This is a genomic window from Micromonospora sp. LZ34 (assembly GCF_052981855.1).
The window spans coordinates 93,197-118,734 of the sequence record NZ_JBRIQN010000003.1; the positions used below are offsets into that span (position 1 = coordinate 93,197).

General features: G+C 73.8%; 22 protein-coding genes. 7 read left to right on the forward strand and 15 right to left on the reverse strand.

The features are described 5' to 3' along the window. Nucleotides 1-49: 49 nt before the first annotated feature. The gene (locus ACVCAH_RS04755; RefSeq protein WP_447134796.1) at nt 50-523 is read left to right on the forward strand and encodes a MarR family winged helix-turn-helix transcriptional regulator; all 474 of its coding nucleotides are present in this window, start codon (nt 50-52) and stop codon (nt 521-523) included. A gap of 65 nt (nt 524-588) precedes the next feature. Further along, the gene (locus ACVCAH_RS04760) at nt 589-789 is read left to right on the forward strand and encodes a hypothetical protein (protein ID WP_447134797.1); all 201 of its coding nucleotides are present in this window, start codon (nt 589-591) and stop codon (nt 787-789) included. Between the two features lie 13 nt (nt 790-802). On the opposite strand, the gene ccsB is transcribed toward ACVCAH_RS04760, so the two are convergent. From ccsB to hemL, 6 genes are read right to left on the reverse strand one after another with little or no spacing between them, the layout of a single operon-like run. Continuing rightward, nucleotides 803-1,780 carry a c-type cytochrome biogenesis protein CcsB gene (ccsB, locus tag ACVCAH_RS04765; RefSeq protein ID WP_447134798.1) on the reverse strand — a complete coding sequence of 326 codons (978 nt, stop codon included), beginning with the start codon at nt 1,778-1,780 and terminating at the stop codon, nt 803-805. Continuing rightward, on the reverse strand, nt 1,780-3,465 hold the full coding sequence (resB, locus tag ACVCAH_RS04770; protein WP_447134799.1) for a cytochrome c biogenesis protein ResB: 1,686 nt from the start codon (nt 3,463-3,465) through the stop codon (nt 1,780-1,782). Before resB ends, ccsB begins: the two co-directional genes overlap by 1 nt. Continuing rightward, nucleotides 3,465-4,298, reverse strand: a complete 834-nt coding sequence (locus ACVCAH_RS04775) for a cytochrome c biogenesis CcdA family protein (RefSeq protein ID WP_447134800.1) — start codon at nt 4,296-4,298, stop codon at nt 3,465-3,467. Before ACVCAH_RS04775 ends, resB begins: the two co-directional genes overlap by 1 nt. After that, nucleotides 4,298-4,870: a TlpA family protein disulfide reductase gene (locus ACVCAH_RS04780; RefSeq protein WP_447134801.1), complete on the reverse strand. Its 573-nt coding sequence runs from the start codon at nt 4,868-4,870 to the stop codon at nt 4,298-4,300. Before ACVCAH_RS04780 ends, ACVCAH_RS04775 begins: the two co-directional genes overlap by 1 nt. After that, nucleotides 4,870-5,517, reverse strand: a complete 648-nt coding sequence (locus ACVCAH_RS04785) for a histidine phosphatase family protein (protein WP_447134802.1) — start codon at nt 5,515-5,517, stop codon at nt 4,870-4,872. The genes ACVCAH_RS04780 and ACVCAH_RS04785 overlap by 1 nt, the downstream gene beginning before the upstream one ends. Nucleotides 5,518-5,519: 2 nt before the next feature. Further along, nucleotides 5,520-6,851 carry a glutamate-1-semialdehyde 2,1-aminomutase gene (hemL, locus tag ACVCAH_RS04790; RefSeq protein WP_447134803.1) on the reverse strand — a complete coding sequence of 444 codons (1,332 nt, stop codon included), beginning with the start codon at nt 6,849-6,851 and terminating at the stop codon, nt 5,520-5,522. Nucleotides 6,852-7,083: 232 nt separating this feature from the next. Here hemL and ACVCAH_RS04795 point away from each other — a divergent pair, with 232 nt between their 5' ends. After that, a complete protein-coding gene (locus tag ACVCAH_RS04795) occupies nt 7,084-7,419 on the forward strand; it encodes an STAS domain-containing protein (RefSeq protein WP_447134804.1) in 336 nt (111 codons plus the stop codon). 43 nt (nt 7,420-7,462) lie between these two features. Here the strand turns inward: ACVCAH_RS04795 and ACVCAH_RS04800 are convergent, their stop codons facing one another. Next, nucleotides 7,463-8,017 (reverse strand): response regulator, encoded by a 555-nt coding sequence (locus ACVCAH_RS04800; protein WP_447134805.1) that lies wholly within the window; start codon nt 8,015-8,017, stop codon nt 7,463-7,465. Further along, entirely contained in the window at nt 8,014-12,381 is a 4,368-nt protein-coding gene (locus ACVCAH_RS04805) for a HAMP domain-containing protein (protein WP_447134806.1), read from the reverse strand. Before ACVCAH_RS04805 ends, ACVCAH_RS04800 begins: the two co-directional genes overlap by 4 nt. A 207-nt stretch (nt 12,382-12,588) precedes the next feature. Here ACVCAH_RS04805 and ACVCAH_RS04810 point away from each other — a divergent pair, with 207 nt between their 5' ends. Further along, nucleotides 12,589-14,679, forward strand: coding sequence for a SpoIIE family protein phosphatase (locus ACVCAH_RS04810; protein WP_447134807.1), 2,091 nt, complete (start codon nt 12,589-12,591; stop codon nt 14,677-14,679). Nucleotides 14,680-14,683: 4 nt separating this feature from the next. On the opposite strand, the gene ACVCAH_RS04815 is transcribed toward ACVCAH_RS04810, so the two are convergent. Then, nucleotides 14,684-16,033, reverse strand: a complete 1,350-nt coding sequence (locus ACVCAH_RS04815) for an FAD-binding oxidoreductase (protein WP_447134808.1) — start codon at nt 16,031-16,033, stop codon at nt 14,684-14,686. 87 nt (nt 16,034-16,120) lie between these two features. Between ACVCAH_RS04815 and ACVCAH_RS04820 the strand changes: the two genes are divergently transcribed. Next, entirely contained in the window at nt 16,121-18,217 is a 2,097-nt protein-coding gene (locus tag ACVCAH_RS04820; protein ID WP_447134809.1) for a S9 family peptidase, read from the forward strand. A gap of 10 nt (nt 18,218-18,227) precedes the next feature. Then, nucleotides 18,228-18,428, forward strand: coding sequence for a hypothetical protein (locus tag ACVCAH_RS04825; protein WP_447134810.1), 201 nt, complete (start codon nt 18,228-18,230; stop codon nt 18,426-18,428). 132 nt (nt 18,429-18,560) lie between these two features. Here ACVCAH_RS04825 and ACVCAH_RS04830 read toward each other — a convergent pair whose 3' ends face one another. The 6 genes from ACVCAH_RS04830 to ACVCAH_RS04855 form a co-directional block, all read right to left on the reverse strand. Further along, nucleotides 18,561-20,690 carry a bifunctional polysaccharide deacetylase/glycosyltransferase family 2 protein gene (locus tag ACVCAH_RS04830; protein WP_447134811.1) on the reverse strand — a complete coding sequence of 710 codons (2,130 nt, stop codon included), beginning with the start codon at nt 20,688-20,690 and terminating at the stop codon, nt 18,561-18,563. Nucleotides 20,691-20,692: 2 nt separating this feature from the next. Further along, a complete protein-coding gene (locus tag ACVCAH_RS04835) occupies nt 20,693-21,106 on the reverse strand; it encodes a hypothetical protein (protein ID WP_447134812.1) in 414 nt (137 codons plus the stop codon). Nucleotides 21,107-21,214: 108 nt separating this feature from the next. Continuing rightward, on the reverse strand, nt 21,215-22,741 hold the full coding sequence (locus tag ACVCAH_RS04840) for an FtsX-like permease family protein (RefSeq protein WP_447134813.1): 1,527 nt from the start codon (nt 22,739-22,741) through the stop codon (nt 21,215-21,217). Then, nucleotides 22,738-23,415, reverse strand: a complete 678-nt coding sequence (locus ACVCAH_RS04845; RefSeq protein WP_447134814.1) for an ABC transporter ATP-binding protein — start codon at nt 23,413-23,415, stop codon at nt 22,738-22,740. The genes ACVCAH_RS04840 and ACVCAH_RS04845 overlap by 4 nt, the downstream gene beginning before the upstream one ends. Nucleotides 23,416-23,432: 17 nt before the next feature. Further along, complete coding sequence (locus tag ACVCAH_RS04850) at nt 23,433-23,969, reverse strand: PadR family transcriptional regulator (protein ID WP_447134815.1); 537 nt, start codon at nt 23,967-23,969, stop codon at nt 23,433-23,435. Nucleotides 23,970-24,086: 117 nt separating this feature from the next. Further along, entirely contained in the window at nt 24,087-24,659 is a 573-nt protein-coding gene (locus ACVCAH_RS04855; RefSeq protein WP_447134816.1) for a TIGR03086 family metal-binding protein, read from the reverse strand. A 31-nt stretch (nt 24,660-24,690) separates the two neighbouring features. On the opposite strand from ACVCAH_RS04855, the gene ACVCAH_RS04860 reads away from it, so the two are divergent. Then, complete coding sequence (locus ACVCAH_RS04860) at nt 24,691-25,524, forward strand: AraC family transcriptional regulator (protein ID WP_447134817.1); 834 nt, start codon at nt 24,691-24,693, stop codon at nt 25,522-25,524. Nucleotides 25,525-25,538 lie beyond the last annotated feature (14 nt).

Sequence of the window (25,538 nt, forward strand, 5' to 3'; positions counted from 1 at the left end):
CGTAGGATCGTCAACGTGGTTGTCCAAATGGTAAATCTGGTTGTCGAATATGGCAACTGACCCCGACCGGCCCGGCTTCCTGCTGCCCCTGCTGCTGCTGGCCGGCTTCCGCACGCTCATCGACGACCTGCACGCCGAGCTGGCCCGGCAGGGGCATCCCGAGCTGCGCCCGCTGCACGGCTTCGTGCTCCAGGCGGTCGGCGCCGGCGGCACCACCGCCACCGAGCTGGGCCAGCGGCTGGGCATCTCGAAGCAGGCGGCCGGCAAGACGGTGGACCGGCTGGTCGCCCTGGGCTACCTGGAACGCGCCGACGACCCAGACGACGCCCGGCGCAAGCTGGTCCGGATGACCCCGCGCGGGCACGACGGGCTGCGCCGCTCGGCGGTGGTCTTCGACCAGCTCCGGCAGCGCTGGGCGGACACCTTGGGCCCGGACCGGGTCGCCGCCCTGGAGGACGACCTGCGCGCCGTAACCCCGGCCAACTGGTTCCGCCTCGACGTGCCCGGCTGGTTCGGCGGCTGACCCGCACCGGCGAGAAATGTCACCGGTGCTGGCCCGGCGGCGGCGCGCCGCTGCACGGTGGAGGCATGTCGGACGCGTACGTGGTGGGCGACCCGGACGGGCTGTCGCCGTTACTGACCGAACTCCGCGACGCCGTGGCCCGGGAGCTGCACGCCCAGCTCGCGCTGCGCGCGGAGCGGATCGAACTCGCGGACGTTCCGGAGGTCGCGTACCAGGTCACCCTGCGGGTGGACGAGACCCTCCGGCGCCGCCGCCCCGGCAGGTAGCCGAGTTCGGCGATCAGTCGGGGAGGCCGCCGTAGGAGTGCAGTCCCTCGAAGAAGATGTTCACCCCGAACAGGTTCATCAGCATGGTGAGGAAGCCGACCACGGCCAGCCAGGTGGCCACGTTCCGCTTCACGCTCGGGGTGGCCCGGGCGTGCAGGTAACCGGCGTAGACCACCCAGGAGATGAACGCCCAGGTCTCCTTCGGGTCCCAGCCCCACGGCCGGCCCCAGGCCGCCTCGGCCCAGATCGCCCCGGCGATCACCGCGAAGGTGAAGACCGGGAACGCGAAGGCGTGCAGCACGAAGGTCAGCCGCTCCAGCGCGGCCGCCGCCGGCACCCGCTTGGCCAGCGTGTACGGGAAGCTCCGCTTGCCCTGCTCGTAACCGGCCCGCATCAGGTACGCCACCGCCGGCACCACGCCGAGCAGGAAGATGCCGGAGCTGAACACGATCGTCGAGACGTGGATGACGAACCAGTACGAGTTGAGCGCCGGCACCAGCGGCACCACCGGCACGTAGAGCACCAGCTCGGCGGTGGCCACCAGGAGCACCATCACCAGGGTGAGGAAGAGCCCGAGGCGGCCCAGCGACGGCACCTTCACCAGCACCACCAGCCAGGCGGCGACGCCGATGAACGAGACCGTGAGCACGAACTCGTACATGTTGCCCCAGGGCATCCGGTCGGCGGCGAGGCCGCGGGTGACCAGTGCCCCGAGGTGCAGCAGGGCGGCGAGCGCGGTGACGCCGACCGCGATCCGCCCGGCCAGCCGGGCCCGCTGCGCGGTGCGCTCGGCGACGCTCGGGCCGGCCACGACCGGCTCGGGCGGAGCGCTGCCGCCGGCCGCGCCGACGCCGGCGCCGACCAGTTCCCGGGCGGGCGCGGCGACCCGGGCGCGGGCGTTACCGAGCGCGTACTCGACGGCGTGGCTGATCATGGCGACCAGGTACGCCAGGATCGCGAACGACACCAGCTGGTCGGAGAGTGCGGACATCAGTCGGCTCCTTCTCGCGTCCCGGCCGAATCGCCTCCGTCGCGATCCGCACCGGCCCGCTCGTCCGGCCGCCCGTCACCGCTGACCGCGGCGACGAGCTGCGCGAACTCGTCGGCGAACCCGGGATGGTCGGTGCGCGGCAACCCACCGGCCTCGACCAAACTACTACCGCCCGTCGGAGATTCGTCCGCCGGGTCGGTGGAACCACCCGCGGGGGCGACGGACCCGGCCGGGAGCACCCGGAAGAAGACCCGCCGGCGGCGGACGAAGAGCGAGCCCATCAGGCCGGCCAGCAGGGTCGCGGAACTCACCAGCAGCAGCGTCGAGCCCGGGTCGCGGCGCACCGAAAGGGTGATGTACGGCTCGGTGCCAAGGAACTCGACCCGGGTGCCGTCGTCCAGCGTCCAGGTCTCGCCCAGCTTGACGACCCTGGTGCCGACCTCCTTGACCTTGCCGGCCCGCACCTGCCGCTGGTCCAGCTGGTAGACCGAGCCGGGGATGCCCGCGTCCAGGCCCAGGTTGCCCCGGTAGGCCACCAGGTTGAGCGCCGGGTTGCGCTCGGTCGGGTACTCCGAGCGGGCGTACGGCGGCGCGCCGGGCGCGGTCGGCAGGTAGAGGCCGGTGAAGGCCATCTGCAGGTTCGGGTCGCGCGCGCCGGTGGCCGGGTCGACGTTGGCGTCCGGGAAGGCGGCCAGTCCCTCGCTGGTCAGCCCCATGTCGCCGGTGGTCAGGAACGGCACCACGCTGGTCTGGCTGCGGCCGAACCGGTCGGTGTACCGGATCACCGGGGCGTACCCGTGGCCGAGCAGGTAGACGTTCGCGCCGTCGAGGCGCAGCGGGGAGTTGACCGAGAAGTCGGCCTGCCGGCGCTCCCGGCCCGGCTCGTCCACCGTCACCCGGGCGTTGAAGAACTCCGGCTGCCCGGTGTCGAGGAAGCGGGCCTGGAAGTCGTCCAGCCGCAGGCAGAACCCGGGCAGGTCGGCGCTGTCCACCCGCGGGCCGAGCTTCGCCTCGGCGTACTGCTGGCGGGTGTTGCAGAACGCGTTCTCCTCGCCGGCGACGAGCAGCCGGTTGCCGCTCCAGCCGTACCACGAGCCGAGCGCGACGCCGACCAGCACCACCACCATCGAGGTGTGGAAGAGCAGGTTGCCGGTCTCCTTGAGGTAGCCCTTCTCGGCGGAGACCTCGTCGCCGCGGACCACCACCCGCCAGCGGCGCCGGCGCAGCACCTCGGCGATCGCCGCCGCGCCGCCGGCCGGCGCGGACAGCACCGCGTGCTGCGGCAGCCGGTCCAGCCGCTTCGGGGCGGCCGGCGGCTTCGCCCGCAGCGCCCGGACGTGGTCGCGCAGCCGGGGGGTGATGCAGCCGATCAGCGAGGTGAACAGCAGCAGGTAGATCGCGGAGAACCAGACCGAGCCGAACGCCTCGAAGGCGCCGATCCGGTCCAGCACCGGCGCCAGGTCGGGGTGCGCGACGAAGTAGTCCCGGACGTCCTCCGGGTTGACCCCGCGCTGCGGCAGCACCGAACCGGGGATGGCCGCGATCGCGAGCAGGAAGAGCAGCACCAGCGCGGTACGCATGCTGGTCAGCTGCCGCCAGGAGTTGCGCAGCAGGGCCAGCACCCGGTTGGGTCGGCGCCGGGGCGCCTCGGCCGGGGTCGCCGGCCGGTCGTCCACGACCGTCATCAGATGCTCACCTCGCCCACCCCGACGGTGGTCTGCAACCAGATCACGAAGTTGGTCCACCCGCCGGTGACCAGCGCGAGGCCGATCAGGATCAGCAGGGCACCGCCGATCCGGGTGACCCAGCGGCTGTTGCGCCGGACGGCGCGGAACACCCCGAGCAGGCGCTGGAAGCCCAGCCCGAAGACGACGAACGGTATCCCCAACCCGAGGCAGTACGCCACGGCGAGCACCACGGCCCGGTCGGCGCTGCCGTCGACCGTGGCCATGCCGAGCACCGCGCCCAGCGTCGGGCCGGTGCACGGCATCCAGCTGAGCGCGAAGACCGCGCCGAGCACCGGCGCGCCGAGCAGCCCGGCGGCGGGCAGCCGGTGGATCCGGAACTCGCGCTGCAACCCGGGCACCACGCCGAGGTAGCCCAGCCCGAGCAGCACGACCAGCGCGCCGATGACGATCTCCAGCGTCCGCTCGTGGTCGAAGAAGATCCGGCCGAACCCGGCGAAGAGGATCGCGGTGGCGGTGAAGACGACGGTGAAGCCGGCGATGAAGAGCAGCGTCCCGGCCAGCACCCGCCCCTTCACCGCGACCACCGGCCGGGTGGCGACGGCCACCCCGCCCGACGGGTCCGCCGCGCTCCCCTCGGCCGGCGACGGGCCGGGCCGGGCCGGGCGGCCCTCCAGATCCGCGCCGGCCAGTCCGGTCACGTACGACAGGTAGCCGGGCATCAGCGGAAGCACGCACGGGGAGAGGAAGCTGACCAGCCCGGCCAGCGCGGCCGCGCCGATGGCGAGCAGCAACGGGCCGCTCTGCGCCAGTTCCCGGAACGTCTCGCCCATCAGCGTTGACCGGCGGGCGCCGGCGACTCGGCGGCGATCCGCTCGACGATGGGTTGCAGGCCCTCCCGCTTGACCGCCGCGCGGATCACCGCGGCGATCCGGCCCTCCCGGTCCAGCACCACGGTGGCCGGGATGGTGTTCGGCGGGATGTCCAGGGCGAGCGCCAGCCGGCTCGGCGGGTCGAACAGGCTCGGGTAGCTGACCCGGCCCTCCTCGAAGGCCTTCGCCTTGTCCCGCTGGTCCTGCACGTTGATGCCGAGGAAGGTCACCCCGGAGCCCTTGGTCGCCTGGTAGGTGGCCTCCAGGTCGTCCGCCTCGGCCCGGCAGGGCGCGCACCACGAGCCCCAGAAGTTGACCACCACGACCTGGCCGCGGGCGGTGGCGACGTCATAGCTGCCGCCGGTGAGCAGTTCACCGGCGAGCTTCGGGGCGGCGGACCGCTGGTCGGGGGCGCACTCGATGACGCCGTCCCGGTTGGCGCAGGCTTCCTCGCCGCCCGGCGACGAGCAGGCGGCCAGCGCCACCGCGGTGACGGTGGCGAGCAGACCGGCGGTCCACCTCCGGGCGTTCATCAGGCCCCCTTGGCCGTCCGGGCGGTCGGCGACATCGCGATCAGGTGGGCGGCCGGCTCGGAGTAGCCGATGCCGACCACCTTGGCGCCGTCGAAGTGGAAGGAGGTGAGGCTGGCCAGCCCGCACTGCCGCTTGCGCGGGTCGTGCCAGAGCCGCTTGCGCTCGACGTGGCGGCGCAGCGTCCAGATCGGCAGCTGGTGCGAGACCAGCACCGCCTCGCGCCCCTCGGCGGCCACCCGGGCGGCGTGCAGGGCGGCGAACATCCGCTCCGCGATGGCCCGGTAGGCCTCGCCCCAGGACGGGGTGACCGGGTCGCGCAGCACCCACCAGTTGCGCGGGTCGCGGAACGAGCCGTCACCGGGGGAGACCTTCTTGCCCTCGAACCAGTTGGCGCTCTCGATCAGCCGCTCGTCCACGCCGACCGGCAGCCCGAACTGCGCGGCGATCGGCTCGGCGGTCTGCTGGGCGCGTTCCAGCGGGCTCGCCACCACGTGCACGATCTCCCGCTCGGCCAGCCCCTGCGCGGCCGCCTTGGCCATCTGCACGCCGAGTTCGGAGAGGCGGAACCCGGGCAGCCGGCCGTAGAGGATCTTGTCCGGGTTGTGCACCTCGCCGTGCCGCAGCACGTGGACCACCGTCGTACTCACCGCTACCCCCCGAGTCCCGCCGACGCCGCCGCGGCGGCCGCGTTCGGCAGCGCGGCGGCGATCTGCTCCAGCGCGGCGTCGTCCAGCGCCGCCGACACGAACCACGACTCGAACGCGCTCGGCGGCAGGTAGACGCCCGCGGCGAGCATCGCGTGGAAGAACGCCTTGAACGCCGGCACCTGCTGGGTGCGGGCGCTGTCGTAGTCGACCACGTCGGCGTCGGTGAAGAAGATCGAGAACATGCTGCCCGCGTACGACAGCCGGTGCGGGACCCCGGCGGCGGCCAGCGCGTCGGACGCCAGCTTGCCCACCACGGCGGCCGTGTCGTCCAGCTTGCGATAGAGCGCCTCGTCGGCCAGCCGCAGCGTGGCCAGGCCGGCCGCGCAGGCCAGCGGGTTACCGGAGAGCGTGCCGGCCTGGTAGACCGGGCCGGCCGGGGCGAGCCGGGCCATGATCTCCGCGCGCCCGCCGAACGCCGCGGCGGGCAGCCCACCCCCCATGACCTTGCCGTACGTCCACAGGTCGGCGTCGCTGGCGTCGAGGCCGTGCCAGCCGGAGCGGGAGACCCGGAACCCGGTCATCACCTCGTCGACGACGAGTAGCGCGCCGTGCGCGTGCGCGATCCGGGCCAGTTCCTGGTTGAAGCCGTCGCGCGGGGCGACCACGCCCATGTTGCCGGCGGCCGCCTCGGTGATCACCGCGGCGATGTGCTCGGCGGCGAACGCCTCCTCCACCGCCCGGAGGTCGTTGTACGGAAGCACGATGGTCTCGCTCGCCGCGGCGCCGGTGACGCCGGGCGAGTCGGGCAGGCCGAGGGTGGCCACGCCGGAGCCGGCGGCGGCGAGCAGCGCGTCGACGTGCCCGTGGTAGCAGCCGGCGAACTTCACGATCTTGGAGCGGCCGGTGTAGCCGCGGGCCAGCCGGATCGCCGACATGGTCGCCTCGGTGCCGGAGTTGACCAGCCGGACCTGCTCGACCGGGGTGCGGTCGACGATCTCCGCGGCCAGCTCGACCTCGGCTGGGGTCGGGGTGCCGAAGCTGGTGCCCCGAGCGGCCGCGGCCTGCACGGCGGCGACCACCTCCGGGTGGGCGTGCCCGAGGATCAGCGGGCCCCAGGAGCAGACCAGGTCGACGTAGCGCCGGTCGTCGGCGTCGTAGAGCCAGGGCCCCTCCCCCCGGACCATGAAGCGCGGGGTGCCGCCGACGGCGCGGAACGCGCGCACGGGCGAGTTCACCCCGCCCGGCACGATGGCGCGGGCGCGGTCGAACAGGGCCTCGGAGGCCGGCGCGTCGGCCGGGTAGCGGCCGGATCCGGCGGGAAACATATCGGTCACGATGCGGCCATTGTGTCAGCGCCGGACGGTGAATCGGCAGCCACCCCGGACGGGGGTTACCAGTCTCACCCGGGTCGCGCGGGCGACCGCCCGCTCGCGCCAGGCCCGGCCGGCGCTCCGCCGCGCTCGCGACCGCCCGTCTGCGGTGCGCCCAGCCGGCGATCGCCGCGCGGGTCGGCCGGTCGGCTCGCCTCGACGGGCCGGGTGGTCGAGATCGCGATAGGCTGACCGGGTGGATCGTGCCGAACTGTCCATCACGCTACACCGAGCGGGCGACGAAGCAGTGCTGCGCCTCGCCGGTGAGATCGACATGCTCACGGCCGCCCAGCTGTCGACGGTCGTGAATGAGGTGCTCGCCGACCCCCCGCCGCGCATCGTGCTCGACCTCGGCGGCGTCACCTTCTGCGACTCGCAGGGCCTGGGCACCCTGGTGGTGCTCAGCCGCAAGGCCAGTCACGCGCAGAGCCTGCTGATCCTCACCAACGTGGGCGATTTCCTGCTCCGCGTCCTGGACATCACCGGCCTCCGCTCCGCCCTGATGATCCGTAACGACCAGATCACCCGCTAACCCCGTCCCGCGCCACCCACCCCGCGCACCGCCCAGGGGCGGGTCAGGAGGTGTTGCCCCAGCGGGCCTGTTCGAGGATCTCGACGGCGCGGTCGCGGGCGTCCGGGTCGTCCGCGCGCAGCAGGGCGGTGGCCTCGTCGACCGCGTCGGTCAGCATCCGCCACTGCGCGTCCCGCTCGCGCACCAGGTCGGACTGCGCGGCCAGCTGCCGGGTCTTGACCCACAGCTCCACGAAGACCGACACCTTGGCCCGCAGCACCCACGGGTCGAACGGCTTGGTGAGGTAGTCGACCGCGCCGACCGCGTACCCGCGGAGCGCGAGCTGGGCGTCCCGGTCGGCCGCGGTCAGGAAGATGATCGGCACGTGCCGGGTACGCTCCCGGCGCTTGATGTGACTGGCCGTCTCGAAGCCGTCCATGTCCGGCATCTGCGCATCCAGCAGGATCACCGCGAAGTCGTCGACCAGCAGCTGCTTCAGCGCCGCCTCGCCGCTCTCCACGGCGACCGACTGGACCGGCAGCCCCTGGAGGATCGCCTCCAGTGCCATCAGGTTCTCTCGCCGGTCATCGACCAGCAGCGCCTTCGCCATCTGGGTCACGAGCTCTCCTCGGTCCGGCCGCCGCTGATCCAGGACGCCATGAGCTCGATCAGCTCGTCCAGGTCGACGGGTTTGGTGATGTAGTCGCTGCCGCCGGCCTCCAGCGCCGACTCCCGGTCGCCGGGCATCGCCTTCGCGGTCAGGAAGACGATCGGCAGGTCGGCGAAGCGGTGGTTACGCCGGATCTGGCGGGTCGTCTCGTACCCGTCCTGGTCCGGCATCATCGCGTCCATCAGGACGATGTCCACCTCCGGATGCTCGGCCAGCAGGCGGACGCCGTCCGCCCCGTTGTCCGAGTACAACACGGTCATGCCGTGCAGTTCCAACGCGCTGGTGAGGGCGAAGACGTTGCGCACGTCGTCGTCGACGATCAGCACGGTGGCCCCCTCCAGCCGCCGGGTGGTCGGGCCGGCCGCCGGTTCGGTCAGCTCCACCGGCGGCATGAGCAGCGAGGACGGCAGCCCGGCGCGGGACGGCTGCGGCGGCAGCGGGGCGACCACCGCGTCCGGCGCCAGCACGTCCGGCACGAAGAGCGTGAACGTCGAGCCCTGCCCCGGCGCCGAGGACACGCTGATCGCGCCACCGAGCAGCCGGGCCAGGTCGCGGCTGATCGACAGCCCCAGGCCGGTGCCGCCGTAGCGGCGGCTGGTGGTGCCGTCGGCCTGCTGGAACGCCTCGAAGATCAGCGACAGCTTGTCGTCGGAGATCCCGATCCCGGTGTCGATCACCGTGAACGCGATCACCTGGCGGGCGTTGACCAGGGCCGGCACGTCGAAGACCGCGTTCTCCGCCGCCGGGGCGATGCGCAGCGTCACGGCGCCGTTGTCGGTGAACTTGACCGCGTTGGAGAGCAGGTTACGCAGGATCTGCTGCAACCGCTGGGCGTCGGTGACCAGCGCCGGGGGCAGGTCCTTGCTGATCCGCACCTGGAGGTCCAGGCCCTTCTCCTCCGCCTGCGGCCCGAACGCCTGCTCCACGTAGCCGCGGATCTCGTCGAACCGGACCTCGGTCGGCTCGACGTCCATCCGGCCCGCCTCGATCTTGGACAGGTCCAGGATGTCGTCGATCAGCGAGAGCAGGTCGGAGCCGGCGCTGTGGATGGTCCGGGCGAACTCGACCTGCTTCGGGGTGAGGTTCTGCTCCGAGTTCTCGGCCAGCAGCCGGGCCAGCAGCAGCAGCGAGTTCAGCGGCGTGCGCAGCTCGTGGCTCATGTTGGCCAGGAACTCCGACTTGTACGCCGACGCCCGGGTGAGCTGCTGCGCCTTCTCCTCCAGGCCCAGCCGGGCCAGCTCGATCTCCCGGTTCTTGGTCTCGATGTTGCCCTTCTGCTCGGAGAGCAGGGTCGCCTTCTCCTCCAGCTCGGCGTTGGTGCGCTGCAGCTCCGCCGACTGCTCCTGGAGCTCGTGGGCGAGCCGCTGGGACTGGGCCAGCAGCTCCTCGGTTCGCCGGTTCGCCTGAATGGTGTTCACCGCGATGCCGATGGTGGCGACCAGCCGCTCCAGGAACGACAGGTGCAGCTCGGAGAAGGTGGTCACGCTGGCGAACTCGATCACGCCGAGCAGCTCGCCCTCGAAGAGCACCGGCAGCACGACCAGGTCGGCCGGCGGGGTGTCGGCCAGCCCGGAGCGCAGCGTCAGCCGCCCGTCCGGCGAGCCGCCGACCCGGATCGTCCGGCGGGAGAGCGCGGTCTGGCCGACCAGCCCCTCGCCCGGCCCGAAGGTCACGTCGTGCCCGCGGGCCACGTACCCGTACGAGGCGGTCAGCCGCAGCCGCATCACGCCCTCGGAGGTGTCCGCCAGGAAGAACGCGCCGAGCTGCGCGTCGACCAGCGGGGTCACCTCCATCATGATCATGCGGCAGACCTCGCCGAGGTCGCGCTGGCCCTGGAGCAGGCCGCCGATCCGGGCCAGGTTCGAGTCGAGCCAGCCCTGCTCGGCGTTCTTCTTGGTCGTCTCCCGGAGGGTGACGATCATCTGGTTGATGTTGTCCTTCAGCTCGGCGACCTCGCCCTGCGCCTTGACCGCGATCCGCTGGGTCAGGTCGCCCCGGGTCACCGAGGTGGAGACCTGGGCGATCGCCCGCAGCTGGGTGGTGAGCGTCGAGGCGAGCTGGTTGACGTTCTCGGTGAGGTCCCGCCAGGTGCCGGAGACCCCCTTCACCTGCGCCTGGCCGCCCAGCATGCCCTCGGTGCCCACCTCGCGGGCCACCCGGGTCACCTCGTCCGCGAACGAGGAGAGCTGGTCGACCATCGTGTTGACGGTGTTCTTCAGCTCCAGGATCTCGCCCTGGGCGTCCACGGTGATCTTCTGCGACAGGTCACCCTTGGCCACCGCGGTGGTGACCGAGGCGATGTTGCGCACCTGGCCGGTCAGGTTCGACGCCATCGAGTTCACGTTGTCGGTCAGGTCGCGCCACGTACCGCTGACGCCCTTGACCTGGGCCTGACCACCCAGCTTGCCCTCGGTGCCCACCTCACGGGCCACCCGGGTCACCTCGTCGGCGAACGACGAGAGCTGGTCCACCATCGTGTTGACCGTCGACTTCAGCTCCAGGATCTCGCCCTGCGCGTCGACGGTGATCTTCTGCGACAGGTCACCCTTGGCGACCGCGGTGGAGACCTGGGCGATGTTGCGCACCTGGGCGGTCAGGTTCGACGCCATCGAGTTCACGTTGTCGGTCAGGTCCCGCCAGGTGCCGGCCACCCCGCGCACCTGGGCCTGGCCACCGAGCTTGCCCTCGGTGCCCACCTCGCGGGCCACCCGGGTCACCTCGTCCGCGAACGACGAGAGCTGGTCCACCATCGTGTTGACCGTCGACTTCAGCTCCAGGATCTCGCCGCGGGCGTCGACCGTGATCTTCTGGCTCAGGTCCCCCTTCGCCACGGCGGTGGTGACCGAGGCGATGTTGCGCACCTGGCTGGTCAGGTTCGACGCCATCGAGTTCACGTTGTCGGTCAGGTCCCGCCACGTACCGCTGACGCCCTTGACCTGGGCCTGGCCGCCCAGCTTGCCTTCGGTGCCCACCTCGCGGGCCACCCGGGTCACCTCGTCGGCGAACGACGAGAGCTGGTCCACCATCGTGTTGACGGTGTTCTTCAGCTCCAGGATCTCGCCCTGCGCGTCGACGGTGATCTTCTGGCTCAGGTCGCCCTTGGCCACCGCGGTGGAGACCTGGGAGATGTTGCGCACCTGGCTGGTCAGGTTGCCGGCGAGCTGGTTGACGTTCTCGGTCAGGTCGCGCCAGGTGCCGGAGACGCCGCGCACCTGTGCCTGGCCGCCCAGCTTGCCCTCGATGCCCACCTCGCGGGCGACCCGGGTCACCTCGTCGGCGAACGACGAGAGCTGGTCCACCATCGTGTTGACGGTGTCCTTCAGCTCCAGTATCTCGCCCTGCGCGGCCACGGTGATCTTCTGCGACAGGTCACCCCGGGCGACCGCCGTGGAGACCTGCGCGATGTTGCGCACCTGGGCGGTCAGGTTCGACGCCATCGAGTTGACGCTGTCGGTGAGGTCCTTCCAGGTGCCGGCCACGTTCGGCACCTCGGCCTGGCCACCCAGCTTGCCCTCGGTGCCCACCTCGCGGGCCACCCGGGTCACCTGCTCGGCGAAGAGCCGCAGCGTATCGGTGAGGGAGTTCATCGTGTCGGCCAGTTCGGCGACCTCGCCGCGCGCCCCGACCGTGATCTTCTGCGACAGGTCGCCCTTGGCCACCGCCGTCGCGACCTGGGAGATCGACCGCACCTGGCCGGTCAGGTTCGACGCCATGGTGTTCACCGAGTCGGTGAGGTCCTTCCAGGTGCCGGCGACGCCGCGGACGTCGGCCTGGCCGCCCAGCTTGCCCTCGGTGCCCACCTCCCGGGCCACCCGGGTCACCTCGTCGGCGAACGAGGAGAGCTGGTCGACCATCGTGTTCACGGTGCGCCCGATGCGCAGGTACTCACCGCGCAGCGGCCGGCCGTCGATCTCCAGCGCCATGTGCTGGGACAGGTCGCCGTCGGCGACCGCCACGATCACCCGGGCGATCTCGGTGGTCGGCCGGCCCAGGTCGTCGATCAGCGAGTTGACCGCCCGCTGGCCCTCCGCCCAGGAGCCGTCCAGCCCCTCGTCGTCGAGGCGCTCGGTGAGCCGGCCGTCCCGGCCGACGATCCGGCTGATCCGGCGCAGGTCCAGGTACTGCCGCTCCTGGAGGCTGACCACCTCGTTGAAGGCGTCCGCCACCTCACCCGCCCGGCCCGCCCGCCTGGGCAGCCGAACCTTGAGGTCGCCGCGGCGCACCCGCCGCAGCGCCTCGGTCAGCTCGACGAGGACCGCCTCGTGGTCGGGCGCGGACGGGTCCGCGGCTACCGACTGTTTCGCCGTGGTCATCATTCCTCGCTCACGTCGGGGGCCACCGGTGCGTGCCGGCACGTTGGCATCCCATCATTGTGCCCGCGCCCCCGGCCAGCGCCACGTCGCGCGGCCGGTCGGCACGCCCAATCGTCCCCTCGCCGACCCGGCCGACCACGCAGCGCCCGGCGGGGCCGGCCGGGGGACCGGCTTGGCACCGGGCGGACGGCGGTGGAGGATACGAGGGTGTCAGCGGAGGCGGGGCCCACGGCGACCGGGGGCCCGGACGAGCATGTCCGGCGGGTCCGGCTGCCCGCCGACCGGCGTACGCCCGCCGCCGCGCGGGCCGTCGTCCGCTCGGTGCTCGCCGAGGCGCACCTCGACCAGCTGCTCAACGAGGCGCTGCTGCTGACCACCGAACTCTCCACCAACGCGGTGGAGCACGCCGGCACGGATCTGGACATCGAGGTCGTCGCCGACCGTACCGGGCTGACCGTGATGGTGTCGGACTTCGCGTCCGGCCCGGTCGACGAGCTGACCGTCGGCGTCCGCAACGACGCCACCGAGATCGCCGAGGTCGCCGAGCGCGGCCGGGGCCTGCTGCTGGTCGACCATTTCGCCAGCCGGTGGGGCACCACCTACCTGCCCAGCGGGAAGGGCGTCTGGTTCCGGCTGGACCGGCCCGGCACACCGGGCGCCGAGCGGGCGACGCCGGGAGCCGTGGTGGCGGTGCCGCCGGACACCGGCCCCGGCGGGGGCGGGACCGCCGCCGGGGAGAGCTCCGCGCCGAGCGCCGGGGCGATGAGCGAGCTGATGCAGACCACCCCGGATCCGTACGCCGAGGACCCGCTGCCCGACTTCGCGACCAGCCTGCTCACCCGGGTGGCCGAGATGGTCGGCGCGGCCGGCGGCGTGGTCCGGCTGGACCGGGGCGACGGGCAGGGCGCCCAGGTGCTGGCCCGGTACGGCCGCCAGCCCCGGGCCGGCAACGAGCTGGTCCGGGTGCCGCTGACCGTGCACCGGCCGTACGCCGGCGAGCTGGAGCTGGACGCGGCGCCCTCGGCGTACGCCCGGCCGCTGGCGGCGCTGATGGCCGAGCGGCTCTCGCTGCACCTGGAGAACGACCGGCTGCGCCGGGCGGACGTCCGCCGGCAGGCCTGGCTGACCTTCCTCGCCGAGGCCAGCGAGCTGCTCGCCCAGTCCCTGGACGTCGAGCTGACCATGGCGCTCATCCCGCAGCTGGTGGTGCCCCGGCTCGGCCAGTGGTGCGCGGTGCACACCACCGACGAGTGGGGCCGGCTGCGGCTCGCCGCCGCCAGCCACGCCGACGAGTCGATGCTGCCCCAGCTGCACGCGGTGCTCCGGGAGACCGGCCCAGACTCGATCCAGGCGCGGCTGCGCGAGGCGTCCCGCAACGGCACCCAGACGCCGCTCGGCACCCCGATGGAGGGCTTCGCGGTCCCGCTGATCGCCCGGGGGCAGCGGCTCGGCACCCTGGCGGTGGGCCGGCACCAGCGGCACCGGCACGACCCGGACGAGGTCGCCGTGCTGGAGGACGTGGCCCGCCGCGCCGCGCTGGCCATCGAGAACGCCCGGATCCACGCCGAGCGCCGCCGGGTGGCGCAGACCCTCCAGCAGTCGCTGCTACCGCCGGTGCTGCCGGTGGTCGAGGGCATCGGCTTCGCCGCCGAGTACGTGCCTACCGGCGACGACGCCGACGTCGGCGGCGACTTCTACGACGTGCTGCCGCTGCCGGACGGGCGCTGGCTGGTGGTGGTCGGCGACGTCTCCGGCAAGGGCGTGCAGGCGGCCGCCGTCACCGGCCTGGTCCGGGACGTGATCCGGGTGCTGATCGGGGACGGCAAGCCGCTGCCGGAGGTGCTGTCCCGGCTCAACGGGACGCTGGTCGAACGGGGCAGCGGGCGCTACTGCACGCTGGCCCTGGCGGCGGTCGGCCCCGGCGACGGCGACCAGCTCGACGTCTCGCTGCACCTCGCCGGCCACGACCGGCCGGTGCTGCTGCACGGCGGCGGTGGGGCGACCTTCGTCGGCACCGGCGGCACCGCGCTCGGGCTGCTCGACTCGATCGCCTCGCCGACCGCGGAGATCTCCCTCGACCCGGGCGACGCGCTGGTCTTCTACACCGACGGGGTCACCGAGCGCCGGCGCGGCCGGGAACTCTTCGGCACCGACCGGCTCCGCGACGCCGCCGCGCCGCTGGCCGGCTACTCGGCGGACGTGGTGGCGGCCCGCCTGCGTGCCACCGCGATCGGGTTCTCGACCGAGGCGCCCCGCGACGACATCGCCATCCTGGTCCTCCGCAACGACGCCGTCTGATCGGTCAGAGGCCGCCGGGGAGGCGGCCGGGGGCGAGGCGGTGGTGCGGGTCGAGGTGTTCCTTGGCCTCGCGCAGCCGGGCCAGCCCGACCAGGTCGCCCCACAGGTCGACGGTGCGTCGCACCGGCGCCGGCGCGGCGACCACCACGCAGCGGCCCTGCCGGGCCAGCAGCACCCCGCGTACCGCGGCGAGGATCGCGGCGACCCGGTCGGCGGGCAGCGCCCCGGGCAGCGCGGCGTGCACCACGCCCAGCCCGGCCGAGCCGCGGACCGGCACCGGGGCGCCGGCCGCGTCGCGCAGCGCGTAGACGGCGGCGTGCAGATCGGTGATCGGCACCTCGATGCGCAGCGCGGTGTCGCCCGGGCCGAACGGGTAGCGCCGCCACCAGCCCGGGGCGGCGGGCTGGGCGGCCGAACCCTCGCCGAGCAGCGTCTCCAGGCGCTCGGCCCGCTCGGCCACGTCGGCCGGGCCGCCTTCGAGGAGCACCGCCAGGCTGCCGGCGGCGGCCGGGCCGGACGGCGCGCGACCCGTCATGGACGGGTGGCGCGCCATCGCCGCGGCCCGGCCGCGCGGCACCGGCCGGGATCCCGCACCGGCCGGTAGATCGAGCTCGACCGCGGCCGGGTCGAGCCCGGCGGCGAGCACCGCACGCACCAGGTCGTGCACCTCCAGCGGGGTCCACACCGGACGGGTCGCCCAGACCCGGCGCGCCGGCGCGGCCTGCACCCGCAGGGTCGCCGAGACCAGCACCCCGAGCGCCCCCTGCGAGCCGCAGAGCAGCCGGGCCAGCTCCAGCCCGGGCACACCGCCGCCGGCGTCGACCAGCTCGCCGTCGGCGTCGAGGTAGCGCAGGCCGACCAGCTGGTCGCACGGGGTGCCGTGGCGGTGCCGCAGCGGCCCGGCCTCGCCGGCGGCGAGCACCCCGCCGAGGGTGGCCCCGGGCGAGGGCGCGTCCAGCGCCAGCCGCTGCCCGGTGCGCTCCAACGTGGCCTGTACCGCCCGCAGCGGGGTGCCAGCGCCGATCTCGGCCGTCGGCGCGCCCACCGGCTGGTGACCGATCCCGGCGAGCCGCCCGGTGTCGAGCATGATGTCGACCCGGTCGGGCGCGGCACCCCAGTCGATCTTGGTGCCGGCACCCCTGGGCACCACGGTCAGGTCGTGCGCGGCGGCAAGGCGCAGCACCTCGGCCGCCGCGGCGGGACCACCGGGCACGGCGACCCAACGCGCCGGGCGGCCGGCGACCTCGTCGGCCGGGCCGGCGAAGCGGGCGAACGGCGGGCCGCAGATCTCCGTCAGTCGTCGGGTGATGTCGAGGGCTCCGGGTCGGTCGGTGGAACTCGCTGCAGCCGCCATGCCGGTCATCGTACATGTGTTCGAAAGCGGTGTGGGCGCGTTCGCCAGATCGGGCGACGGGCGGCGGCCGGCCGGTAACGTGACGCCGTGACCACCGAAACCCCCGTGCCCGTGGCCAAGCGGGTGCCCAGCGAGCGCACCCACCACGGCGACACCGTCGTCGACGAGTACGCCTGGCTGTCCGCCAAGGACGACCCGGAGACGATCGCCTACCTGACCGCGGAGAACGCGTACACCGCGGCGCGCACGGCACACCTGGCCGGGCTGCGCGCGGAGCTGTTCGAGGAGACCCGCCGGCGCACCCAGGAGACCGACCTGTCGGTGCCGACCCGCAAGGGCGGCTACTGGTACTACACCCGCACGGTCGAGGGCCAGCAGTACGGCGTGCACTGCCGGCGTGCGGTCCGCGACGGCGAGACCGAGCCCCCGGTCAGCGCCGACGGCGCCCCGCTGGACGGCGAGGAGGTGCTGCTCGACGGCAACCTGCTCGCCGAGGGGCACGACTTCTTCGCGCTCGGCGCCTTCGACGTCAGCCCGGACGGGCGCTGGCTGGCCTACTCGACGGACTTCTCCGGCGACGAGCGGTTCACCCTGCGGGTGAAGGACCTCTCCACCGGCGAGTTGCTCCCGGACGAGATCCCCGGCACCTTCTACGGCACCGCGTGGTCCACCGACGCGTCGGTGCTGTTCTACGTGACGGTCGACGACGCGTGGCGGCCGCACCGGGTCTGGCGGCACGTGATCGGCTCGGCCGCGAGCGACGACGTGGTGGTGCACCAGGAGGACGACGAGCGGTTCTGGGTCGGGGTCGAGCTGACCCGCTCGGAGCGGTTCATCCTGATCGACATCGCCAGCAAGGTCACCAGCGAGGTACGGGTCGTCCCGGCCGGCAACCCCACCGGCGCGCCGGCGCTCATCGCGCCGCGCCGGCAGGGCGTGGAGTACTCGGTCGAGCACCACGGCCACCGGTTCCTGATCCTGCACAACGACGGCGCGGAGGACTTCGCGCTGGCCTTCACGTCGGCCGACGCGCCCGGCGACTGGGTGCCGCTGATCGAGCACAGCCCCGGCACCCGGCTGGAGTCGGTGGACGCGTTCGCCGACCACCTGGTCGTCACGCTGCGCAGCAACGGGCTGACCGGGCTGCGGGTGCTGCCGGTCGGCGGCGGCGACCCGTACGACATCGACTTCCCCGAGCCGCTCTACAGCGTCGGCCTGGACGCCAACCCGGAGTACCGCACCACACAGCTGCGGCTGCGCTACACCTCGCTGGTCACGCCCGACTCGATCTACGACTACGACCTGGTCACCCGGCAGATGGTGCTGCGCAAGCGGAAGCCGGTGCTGCCCGGGCCGGACGGGCGGCCGTACGACCCGGCCGAGTACGAGCAGCACCGGGACTGGGCGCTGGCCGACGACGGCACCCGGGTGCCGATCTCGCTGGTCTGCCGGGTGGGCACCCCCCGGGACGGCTCCGCCCCCTGCGAGCTGTACGGCTACGGCTCGTACGAGGCGAGCATGGACCCGTGGTTCTCCGTCGCCCGGCTCTCCCTGCTCGACCGCGGGGTGGTCTTCGCGGTGGCGCACACCCGGGGCGGCGGCGAACTCGGCCGCCGCTGGTACGACCAGGGCAAGCTGCTGGCCAAGAAGAACACCTTCACCGACTTCGTGGCCTGCGCCCGGCACCTGGTCAAGGCGGGCTGGACGGCGAGCGACCGGCTGGTCGCCCGGGGCGCCTCGGCCGGCGGGCTGCTGATGGGCGCGGTGGCCAACCTCGCCCCTTACGCGTTCGCCGGCATCGTCGCGCAGGTGCCGTTCGTGGACGCGCTCACCTCGATCCTCGACCCGTCGCTGCCGTTGACCGTCACCGAGTGGGAGGAGTGGGGCAACCCGCTCGACGACCCCGAGGTGTACGCGTACATGAAGTCCTACACGCCGTACGAGAACGTGGCGGCCCGGGACTATCCGGCCATCCTCGCGGTGACCAGCCTCAACGACACCCGGGTGCTCTACCACGAGCCGGCGAAGTGGATCGCCCGGCTGCGGGCCACCGCGCCGCGCGGCGACTACCTGCTGAAGACCGAGATGGGCGCCGGCCACGGCGGGCCGAGCGGCCGCTACGACGCCTGGAAGGAGGAGGCGTTCATCAACGCCTGGATCCTCGACCGGCTGGGCCGCGCCTGAGCCGCCCGCGATGACCACCGACGACGAAGACCGGGCGGACGGGCCGCCGCCCGGTCCGGACGTACCGGCGGAGCAACCGGCGGCGGCCCGCCGCGGATCGGCCTGGCTGATCCTCGGCGTGGTCGCCGCCGCCCTGCTGGTCTGCTGCTGCTCGGCCGCCGTCGGCCTGGGCCTCTCCTGGTCCGCCGGCCTCTTCGACGGCCCAGCCTGACCGCCCCGCCCCCGCTCCCCGCTCCAACCGCGCTCGTACAGAGAAAGAGTGGCCATTCCGCGCGGAATGGCCACTCTTTCTCTGTACGTGCGGGATGTGGGGGACGTGCGGGGGGAGGAGGAGGCGCGGGGGTCAGGTGGGGCGGCCGGCGCCGACCAGGGCGGCCGCCTCGCCGGTACGCACCATGCGCTGCCAGCGCAGCCGGTTGCCGATCAGGGCGGTGACCACCGACTGCACCACCACCAGGTACATCACCTGGCGGTAGACCAGTTGCTGGAACGGCAGGCTCCACAGCGGCCCGAGCCGCTCCCGGTCCAGCCGCAGCGCGTAGCCGGCGGTGACCGCCTGGAGCAGCAGCAGCCCGGCCCAGGCCAGCACCAGCGTCGACCAGGGCAGGAAGAGCAGGCCGTAGACGGCGTAGACGTCCACCGCCGGGGCGGCCAGCGGCAGCACGATCTGGAACACGGTCAGGTACGGCAGGCCGCGCCGGCCGAGCTTGCCACCGGCGCCCGGCTCGCGCAGCGCGTGCCGGTGCTTCCACATCGCCTGCATGGTGCCGTAGCACCAGCGGTAGCGCTGCCGCCAGAGCTGCCGCAGCGACGACGGCGCCTCGGTCCAGGCGATCGCCGCCTCCTCGTAGACCACCCGCCAGCCGGCCCGCAGCACCCGCATGGTGAGGTCGGTGTCCTCGGCCAGGGTGTCCGCGGGCACCCCACCGACGGCGAGCAGCACGTGCCGGCGGAACGCGCCGATCGCGCCCGGGATGGTCGGCATGCACTCCAGCACGTCGTACATCCGGCGGTCGAGGTTGAAGCCGATCACGTACTCCAGGTGCTGCCACCGGCCGAGCAGCCGGCGCCGGTTGGCCACCTTGGTGTTGCCGGAGATCGCGCCCACCGTCGAGTCGGCGAAGCCCTGCACCAGCCGGTACACGGTGTCCGGCTGGAAGACGGTGTCGCCGTCCACCAGCACCAGCAGGTCGGCCCGGGCGGCCCGGATGCCGGTGTTCAGCGCCGCCGGCTTGCCGGCGTTGGCCTGCCGGATGACCCGTACGCCGCGCAGCCGCATCCGTTCCACGATGTCGGCGGTCCCGTCGGTGGAGCCGTCGTCCACCACGATCACCTCCAGCGCCGGGTAGGCGCTGGCCACCAGCGACCGGACGGTCGCGGCGATGTTCGCCGCCTCGTTGTACGCCGGCACGATCACCGAGACCGGCGCGGTGACCGCCGGCGGCCGGTGCCGTGGCCGGCGGACCCGCCGCACGTGCAGCTGGGCGCAGACCACCTGCACCAGCAGCCGGGCCACGCCGAGCACCAGCGCGATCCCGAGGAGCAGGTCCATCGTCGTGGCCAGCCCGGCGGCGGCGTTCTGCGTCCAGCGCAACGCGGTGCCGCTCCACCGGCTGCCGGCACCGGCCGGCAGCATCGACGCGGGCGCGTCGACGGCCGCCGAGACGGTGGTGAACCGGTAGCCCTGCCCGGTCAGCTGGGGGAGCAGCCGGTCCAGCGCGGCGACCGTCTGGGCCCGGTCACCGCCGCCGTCGTGCATCAGCACCACCGCGCCCCGCCCCCTCGCCGGGGTGGCCGCCGTGACGATGGCCGGCACGCCGGGGCGCTGCCAGTCCTTCGTGTCCAGGTCGGATAGCACCGCGACGTGCCCGCTGCCGGCGGCGGCGCGCAGCGCGGCGTACTCCGGGCCGGTCAACGCCTGCGGGCTGGACGAGAACGGCGGCCGGAGCAGGGTCACCTCCCGGCCGGTGGCCGCGGCGACCGCCTTGCGGGTCAGCGAGAGCTCCAGGTCCCGCCGCCACTGGGCGGCGGTGCCGAGGTCGGTGTGGGTGAAGGTGTGCGAGCCGAGTTCGTGCCCCTCGGCGAGAATCCGTCGCACCAGGTCCGGGTGCTCGTTGACCCGGGCGCCGACCACGAAGAAGGTGGCGTGGGCGCGGTGCCGGCGCAGCACGTCGAGCACCTGCGGCGTCCAGCGCGGGTCCGGCCCGTCGTCGAAGGTGAGCGCGATCGTCCGGTCCGGCAGCGCACGGGTGACCGGCTCGGGCTGGTCCAGGCGCAGCACCGGACCGCCGGAGGTGACCTGCTTCGGTACGGCCGCCGCCGCACCGGCGGGCGCGGCCGCCCCCGAGCCGGAGCCACCGGCGAGCCCGGTCACCAGGCCGTTGAGGGTGAGCGCGGCGAGCAGCAGCACCAGGCCGAGCAGGAGCAGGATCCAGTGCGCCCGGGGGTCCCGGCGGGCGACGTGACGCGCCACCGCTACCTCGGCTTGCCCGGGGACTTGCTCGGCTTCCCCGTGCTGTCGCGTCGCTCGTCACCCTGGCCGGGGTGGTCGGTGGCGCCGGACGGGGCCGTGGTGGGCCGGGCACCGGGCGTCCGCGAGAGCGTGGGCACCGGCGCGGAGCTGGTCACCGAGGAGGGGGCCGGTGCGGGCGGGGCGTCGCCCCCGAGTCCGTCGCGGCCGTTCACCCCGGCCTCCAGCGGTGGCGGCGTCCGGTTGTCGGACCAGCCGGGCAGCGACACCGACGTGTCCAGGAAGAGGCCGGCGACGATCAGTCCCAGGCTGGTGAGCAGGCCGAGCCCCATGACGCTGCCGACGATGACGGTGAGCCGGCGCCGTCGTCCGGTGCCGTCGACGAACACCGGTGGCGGTCCGCCCGGCTGGTTCTGCATCTGGTGCACTCTCCCGCTGCCACGCGCCCGGTCCGGTCCGGGCACCGGCCCGGTGACCGGGCCTTCCGGTGCAGAGAGCGCCCCGACCGCCCCGGGCGTTACACCGCGTCAGGTCGTCCGCAGTTCCTCCACCGCGGTGCTGGCACGCAGGAAGAGCAGGCCGACACCGACGGTGACCAGCACCGCAACCAGCGCTCCGGCGCCGAGCAGCGCCAACTGCTCGAGCGGTACGTCGGGAGTGAGCTGGCGGCGGACCGGCTCGACGGAGCGCAGGTACCGGACCCGGGTGGCCGGATCGGCGCACAGCTCCGGCCCCGCGTCGCAGACCGTGCCGCTGACGGTGCCGGTGGAGACCGAGCCGGACCAGGTCCGACCGAGCAGCAGCCCGACGGTCAGCGCGACCAGGATCGCCGGGACGGCCGGCACCAGCGCCTGCCAGGCGATGGACCGGCCGACGACGCTGCGCGGCACCCCGCCCGCCACCAGCGCCGCGTACACCCGACGGCGGGCGACGATGCCCTCGACCAGCGCAACCAGCAGGCCGCCGGCGGCGATCGCCACGGCCACCGCCACGGCCAGGTCGACCAGGTCCATCGTGCGTAGGTAGAACGGGTTCGCGCCCCGGTCGAGGCCGAGCAGCCGGAGCTCCTCGCGCTGCACCTGGTCGCTGAGGGTGAAGTAGGCGCGCTGCGCCGCGGCGCCAGCGCCGAAGACCACCGCGGCCAGCAGGGCGGCGAAGGTCCGGCTGCCGGCCCACGGGTCGGCCATCAGCCGGCGGGCCGCCAGCAGCGCCGCCGGGCGCCGGGCGAGCCCGTGCAGCAGCCGCCCCGAGGCGTACGAGATCCAGCCGGTCCCGAGCACCACGCCGAGAACGGCGGCGAACCCGCCGCCGACCACGACCGTGGGCACCAGCCAGCGGGCCGCTCCGGGCCCCAGACCGTCATGCGTGCGCAGCACCGGCAGGGTGATCAGGCCGGCGGCCAGCCCCAGCCCGATCAGGAGACCGGGCCAGGGCCGGGGCCCGTGCTCCCGGCCGGTGCGGCGGACCACGCCGAACGGGGTGGTGGTGACCCGGCGCAGCAGCAGCGCGGTGGCCGCCGCCGCGACCAGCGGCAGCCCGAGCACCACGGCGAGCAGCGCGCCGACCGGCGGCAGCACGTCGGTGGGGAGCGCGAGCAGGCCCCGCTCGTCCGGGCGGTGCAGCAGCTCGCGACCCGCGAGGTGGACGGCGAGCCCGGCGAGCGTGCCGAGCAGGGCGGCCAGCCCGGTCTCGGACACCGCCACCCGGGTCACCTGCCCCGGAGTGGCGCCGGCCAGCCGGAGGGCGGCCAGCCGGCGGTCCCGCGCCGGCGCGCCGAGCCGGGCACACTGGCCGGCCAGCGCCAGCACCGGTACGGCGAGTAGCAGCAGCGCGAACGCGGTGCCGCCGCGCAGCCCGGGCTCGCGCAGCAGGTTGTTCCGGTACTGCTCGGCCTCCGCCCCGCCGTCGACGAGCGGACCGGGGATGGCCAGCACGGTCAGCGCGGCCAGCCCGGCCAGGGTCGCCAGGGCCGCGCTGAGCGCGGTGAGCAGCACCCGGGCCGTGTCGGTGCGGGTGCCGGCCAGCGCCAGCCGGACCAGCGTCGCCGGCCTCACCGGTGGCCGCCGGCCAGCGGCGCGTCGAGCCCCAGCCCGGTGTGGTCCACCATGCCGTCGCGCAGGACCACCTCCCGGTCGGCGTACGCGGCGATCCGCGGCTCGTGGGTGACCAGCACGACCGCGGTGCCCTGCTCGCGGGCCAACCGGACCAGTTGGGTGAGCACCTGCTCGCCGGTGAGCGTGTCCAGCGCACCGGTCGGCTCGTCGGCGAAGAGCACCCGGGGCTCGGTGACCAGCGCCCGGGCGGTGGCGCAGCGCTGCTGCTGGCCGCCGGACATCTGCCCCGGCCGGACGTCGGCCACGTCGGCCACCCCGAACCGGTCCAGCCAGGTGAGCGCCGCGGTCCGCGCCTCTCGCCGCCCCGTGCCGGCGAGAAGCAGCGGAAGCGCGACGTTCTCCGCCGCGGTCAGCTCGGCGACGAGCTGGCCGAACTGGAACAGCACCCCGAACTCGGTGCGGCGCAGCCGGGACCGGGCCGCCTCGGACCAGGTGTCGATCCGTTCGCCGCGCCAGCTCACCTCGCCCGCGTCGGGGCGCAAGATCCCGGCGAGGCAGTGCAGCAGGGTGGACTTGCCGCAGCCGCTGGGGCCGGTGACGGCGATGATCTCCCCCTCGGCGACGTCGAGCGTCACGCCGCGCAGGGCGGGTGTGGGCCCGTAGGACCTGACCACTCCGCGAGCCTGAAGTGTCACGAGTGCACCTCCCGGTGCCAGTCGGCGACCCGGTCCAGGGTGGTCCGCAACCACCGCAGGTCGGCGTCGAGATGGGCGATGGCGAAGTCGGCGGCGACGACGTCGTCGAGGCTGGCCGAGGGTGCCGTCTTCACCGCGGTCAGTTCCCGCAGCCGCTCGGTGTGTGCCCGGCGCTGGTCGACCAGGTACGTCCGGGCGCGGTCGACGTCCGCCACCAGCAGCGCCACCACCACCTTGGCGAAGAGCGTGCTGGCGACGTACGGCATCGGCGGCTCGACCGTGCCGAGCCACCGGTCGAGCGCGGCGCGCCCCGCCCCGGTCAGCTCGTACGCCGTGCGGTCCGGGCCGCCCTGGCGTTCCTGCCCGGTCGCCGTCACCAGGCCATCCCGCTCCAACCGGCCGAGGGTGGCGTAGACCTGGCCGAAGGCCAGCGGACGGGCCCGGGGCAGCCGCTCGTCGTGCGCACGCTTGAGCTCGTAGCCGTGCCTGATGCCGGCGGCGAGCAGCCCGAGCAGCACGTGCGGAGTGGACACGCCGGCCACTATTCACTGAGCGAATAGCGGTTGTCAACGAAGCCCGCGCGGCGGACGCCACGCGGGCTTCGTCGGACGGGCGGGTCGGCGGGCTCGGTCGGCGGGTTTCGGTGCCGGTCAGGCCACCCCGGTCCAGGCGGGGTCCCGGCCGGTCAGGCCGAGCAGCCGGTCGAGGTCGGGCAGGCCGGCGGAGGTCGGCACCGGGTCGGCGAAGACGCCCATCTTGCGGGCCTGCGGTCCCAACTGCTCGACCAGGTCGTGCAGCGCCGCCGTCACCTCGGGCGCCGGCCGGTACGGCTGGCCGGTGGCGACCGCGAGATCCCAGCCGTGCACGGTGAGGTCCAGCAGCACCATGCCGCCGACCATGGCCTGCGGCATGCCCATTCCCGGCGAGACACCCTCCAGGCTGGCCGGCTCGGACCAGGCGTCGATGAGCCGCCGCGTCTCCACCTCGAACCGGCCCCGCCAGTCGTCGGTGAGGTGGTCGGGCTTCTCCGCCCACTGCACGCTGCGCTTCGCGGCGAGTTCCTGGAAGTTCACCACCACCTGGTAGAGATGGTTGAGCAGGTCGCGCACGGTGTAGTCGCGGCAGGGCGTCGGCAGGTGCAGTTGGTCGTCGGCGATCGTACGGACCACCGCGACGGTTCGCGGCGCGGCCGCCGCCAGCAAATCACTAGTCTGTGTGGCCATAGGACCAGCGTATGAGGGCGGTCTTGAAGAAATGCGACAGCAGCCGCGAGGGGACAGCCGGGGCATCCTGGACCCGGCCCGGCTGCTGCGGCAGGTCCAGTTCCGCCGGCACCTGCCCGCCGTCGCGTTGCGCCCCTGGGTCGAGCACTACTGGCTGGTCGACTGGGAGCTGACCGAGCCGTTGGTGCAGCACGTCGTGCCGCACCCGGCGGTCAACGTGGTCTTCCAGCGGGACGGGACCGGGCCGGAGCGGGCCGAGGTCGCCGGCGTCGGGCGGGAACTCTTCTCGATCACCCTCGCCGGCACCGGACGGGTCAGCGGCGTGCAGTTCCGCCCGGGCGGCTTCCACCCGTTCTGGCGGCGATCGGTCGCCGAGCTGACCGGCCGGCGCTGGTCGTTCGCCGAACTCGCCGACCGCTGGACACCCGCCGCGGCCGGCGCCGCGCCGGCCGGGCCCGGCCGGCAGGGCTGCTGCGACGGTACGGACGCCGAGCGCTGCCGGTCCCTGGACGACCTGCTCACCGGCTGGGCGCCCGAGCCCGACCCGGTCACCGCGGAGACCATCCGGCTGGTCGAGGCGATCCGCACCGACCGTTCCGTACTGCGGGTGGACGACTTCGCCCGCCGGCACGGCGTCTCCACCCGGCGGCTGCAACGACTCTTCCTGGAGCACGTCGGGGTCAGCCCGAAGTGGGTGATCCGGCGCTACCGGCTCCAGGAGGCCATCGAGCAGGCGGCCGGCGGACCGCTCGACTGGGCGGCGCTCGCCGTCGACCTCGGCTACAGCGACCAGGCTCACCTGGTCCGCGAGTTCACCGCGGTCACCGGCGTCTCCCCGGCGGCCTACGCCCGCTCGGTCAGCTGACCAGGGTGGCGCCG

What these genes read in the sequence shown, in the direction of transcription:
- ACVCAH_RS04860 (WP_447134817.1), top strand. Translation starts at nt 24,691, where the DNA reads ATGCGACAGCAGCCGCGAGGGGACAGCCGGGGCATCCTGGACCCGGCC.
- ACVCAH_RS04805 (WP_447134806.1), bottom strand. Translation starts at nt 12,381, where the DNA reads ATGACCACGGCGAAACAGTCGGTAGCCGCGGACCCGTCCGCGCCCGAC.
- ccsB (WP_447134798.1), bottom strand. Translation starts at nt 1,780, where the DNA reads ATGTCCGCACTCTCCGACCAGCTGGTGTCGTTCGCGATCCTGGCGTAC.
- ACVCAH_RS04815 (WP_447134808.1), bottom strand. Translation starts at nt 16,033, where the DNA reads ATGGCGGCTGCAGCGAGTTCCACCGACCGACCCGGAGCCCTCGACATC.
- ACVCAH_RS04775 (WP_447134800.1), bottom strand. Translation starts at nt 4,298, where the DNA reads ATGGGCGAGACGTTCCGGGAACTGGCGCAGAGCGGCCCGTTGCTGCTC.
- resB (WP_447134799.1), bottom strand. Translation starts at nt 3,465, where the DNA reads ATGACGGTCGTGGACGACCGGCCGGCGACCCCGGCCGAGGCGCCCCGG.
- ACVCAH_RS04825 (WP_447134810.1), top strand. Translation starts at nt 18,228, where the DNA reads ATGACCACCGACGACGAAGACCGGGCGGACGGGCCGCCGCCCGGTCCG.
- ACVCAH_RS04760 (WP_447134797.1), top strand. Translation starts at nt 589, where the DNA reads ATGTCGGACGCGTACGTGGTGGGCGACCCGGACGGGCTGTCGCCGTTA.
- ACVCAH_RS04835 (WP_447134812.1), bottom strand. Translation starts at nt 21,106, where the DNA reads ATGCAGAACCAGCCGGGCGGACCGCCACCGGTGTTCGTCGACGGCACC.
- ACVCAH_RS04780 (WP_447134801.1), bottom strand. Translation starts at nt 4,870, where the DNA reads ATGAACGCCCGGAGGTGGACCGCCGGTCTGCTCGCCACCGTCACCGCG.
- ACVCAH_RS04755 (WP_447134796.1), top strand. Translation starts at nt 50, where the DNA reads ATGGCAACTGACCCCGACCGGCCCGGCTTCCTGCTGCCCCTGCTGCTG.
- ACVCAH_RS04855 (WP_447134816.1), bottom strand. Translation starts at nt 24,659, where the DNA reads ATGGCCACACAGACTAGTGATTTGCTGGCGGCGGCCGCGCCGCGAACC.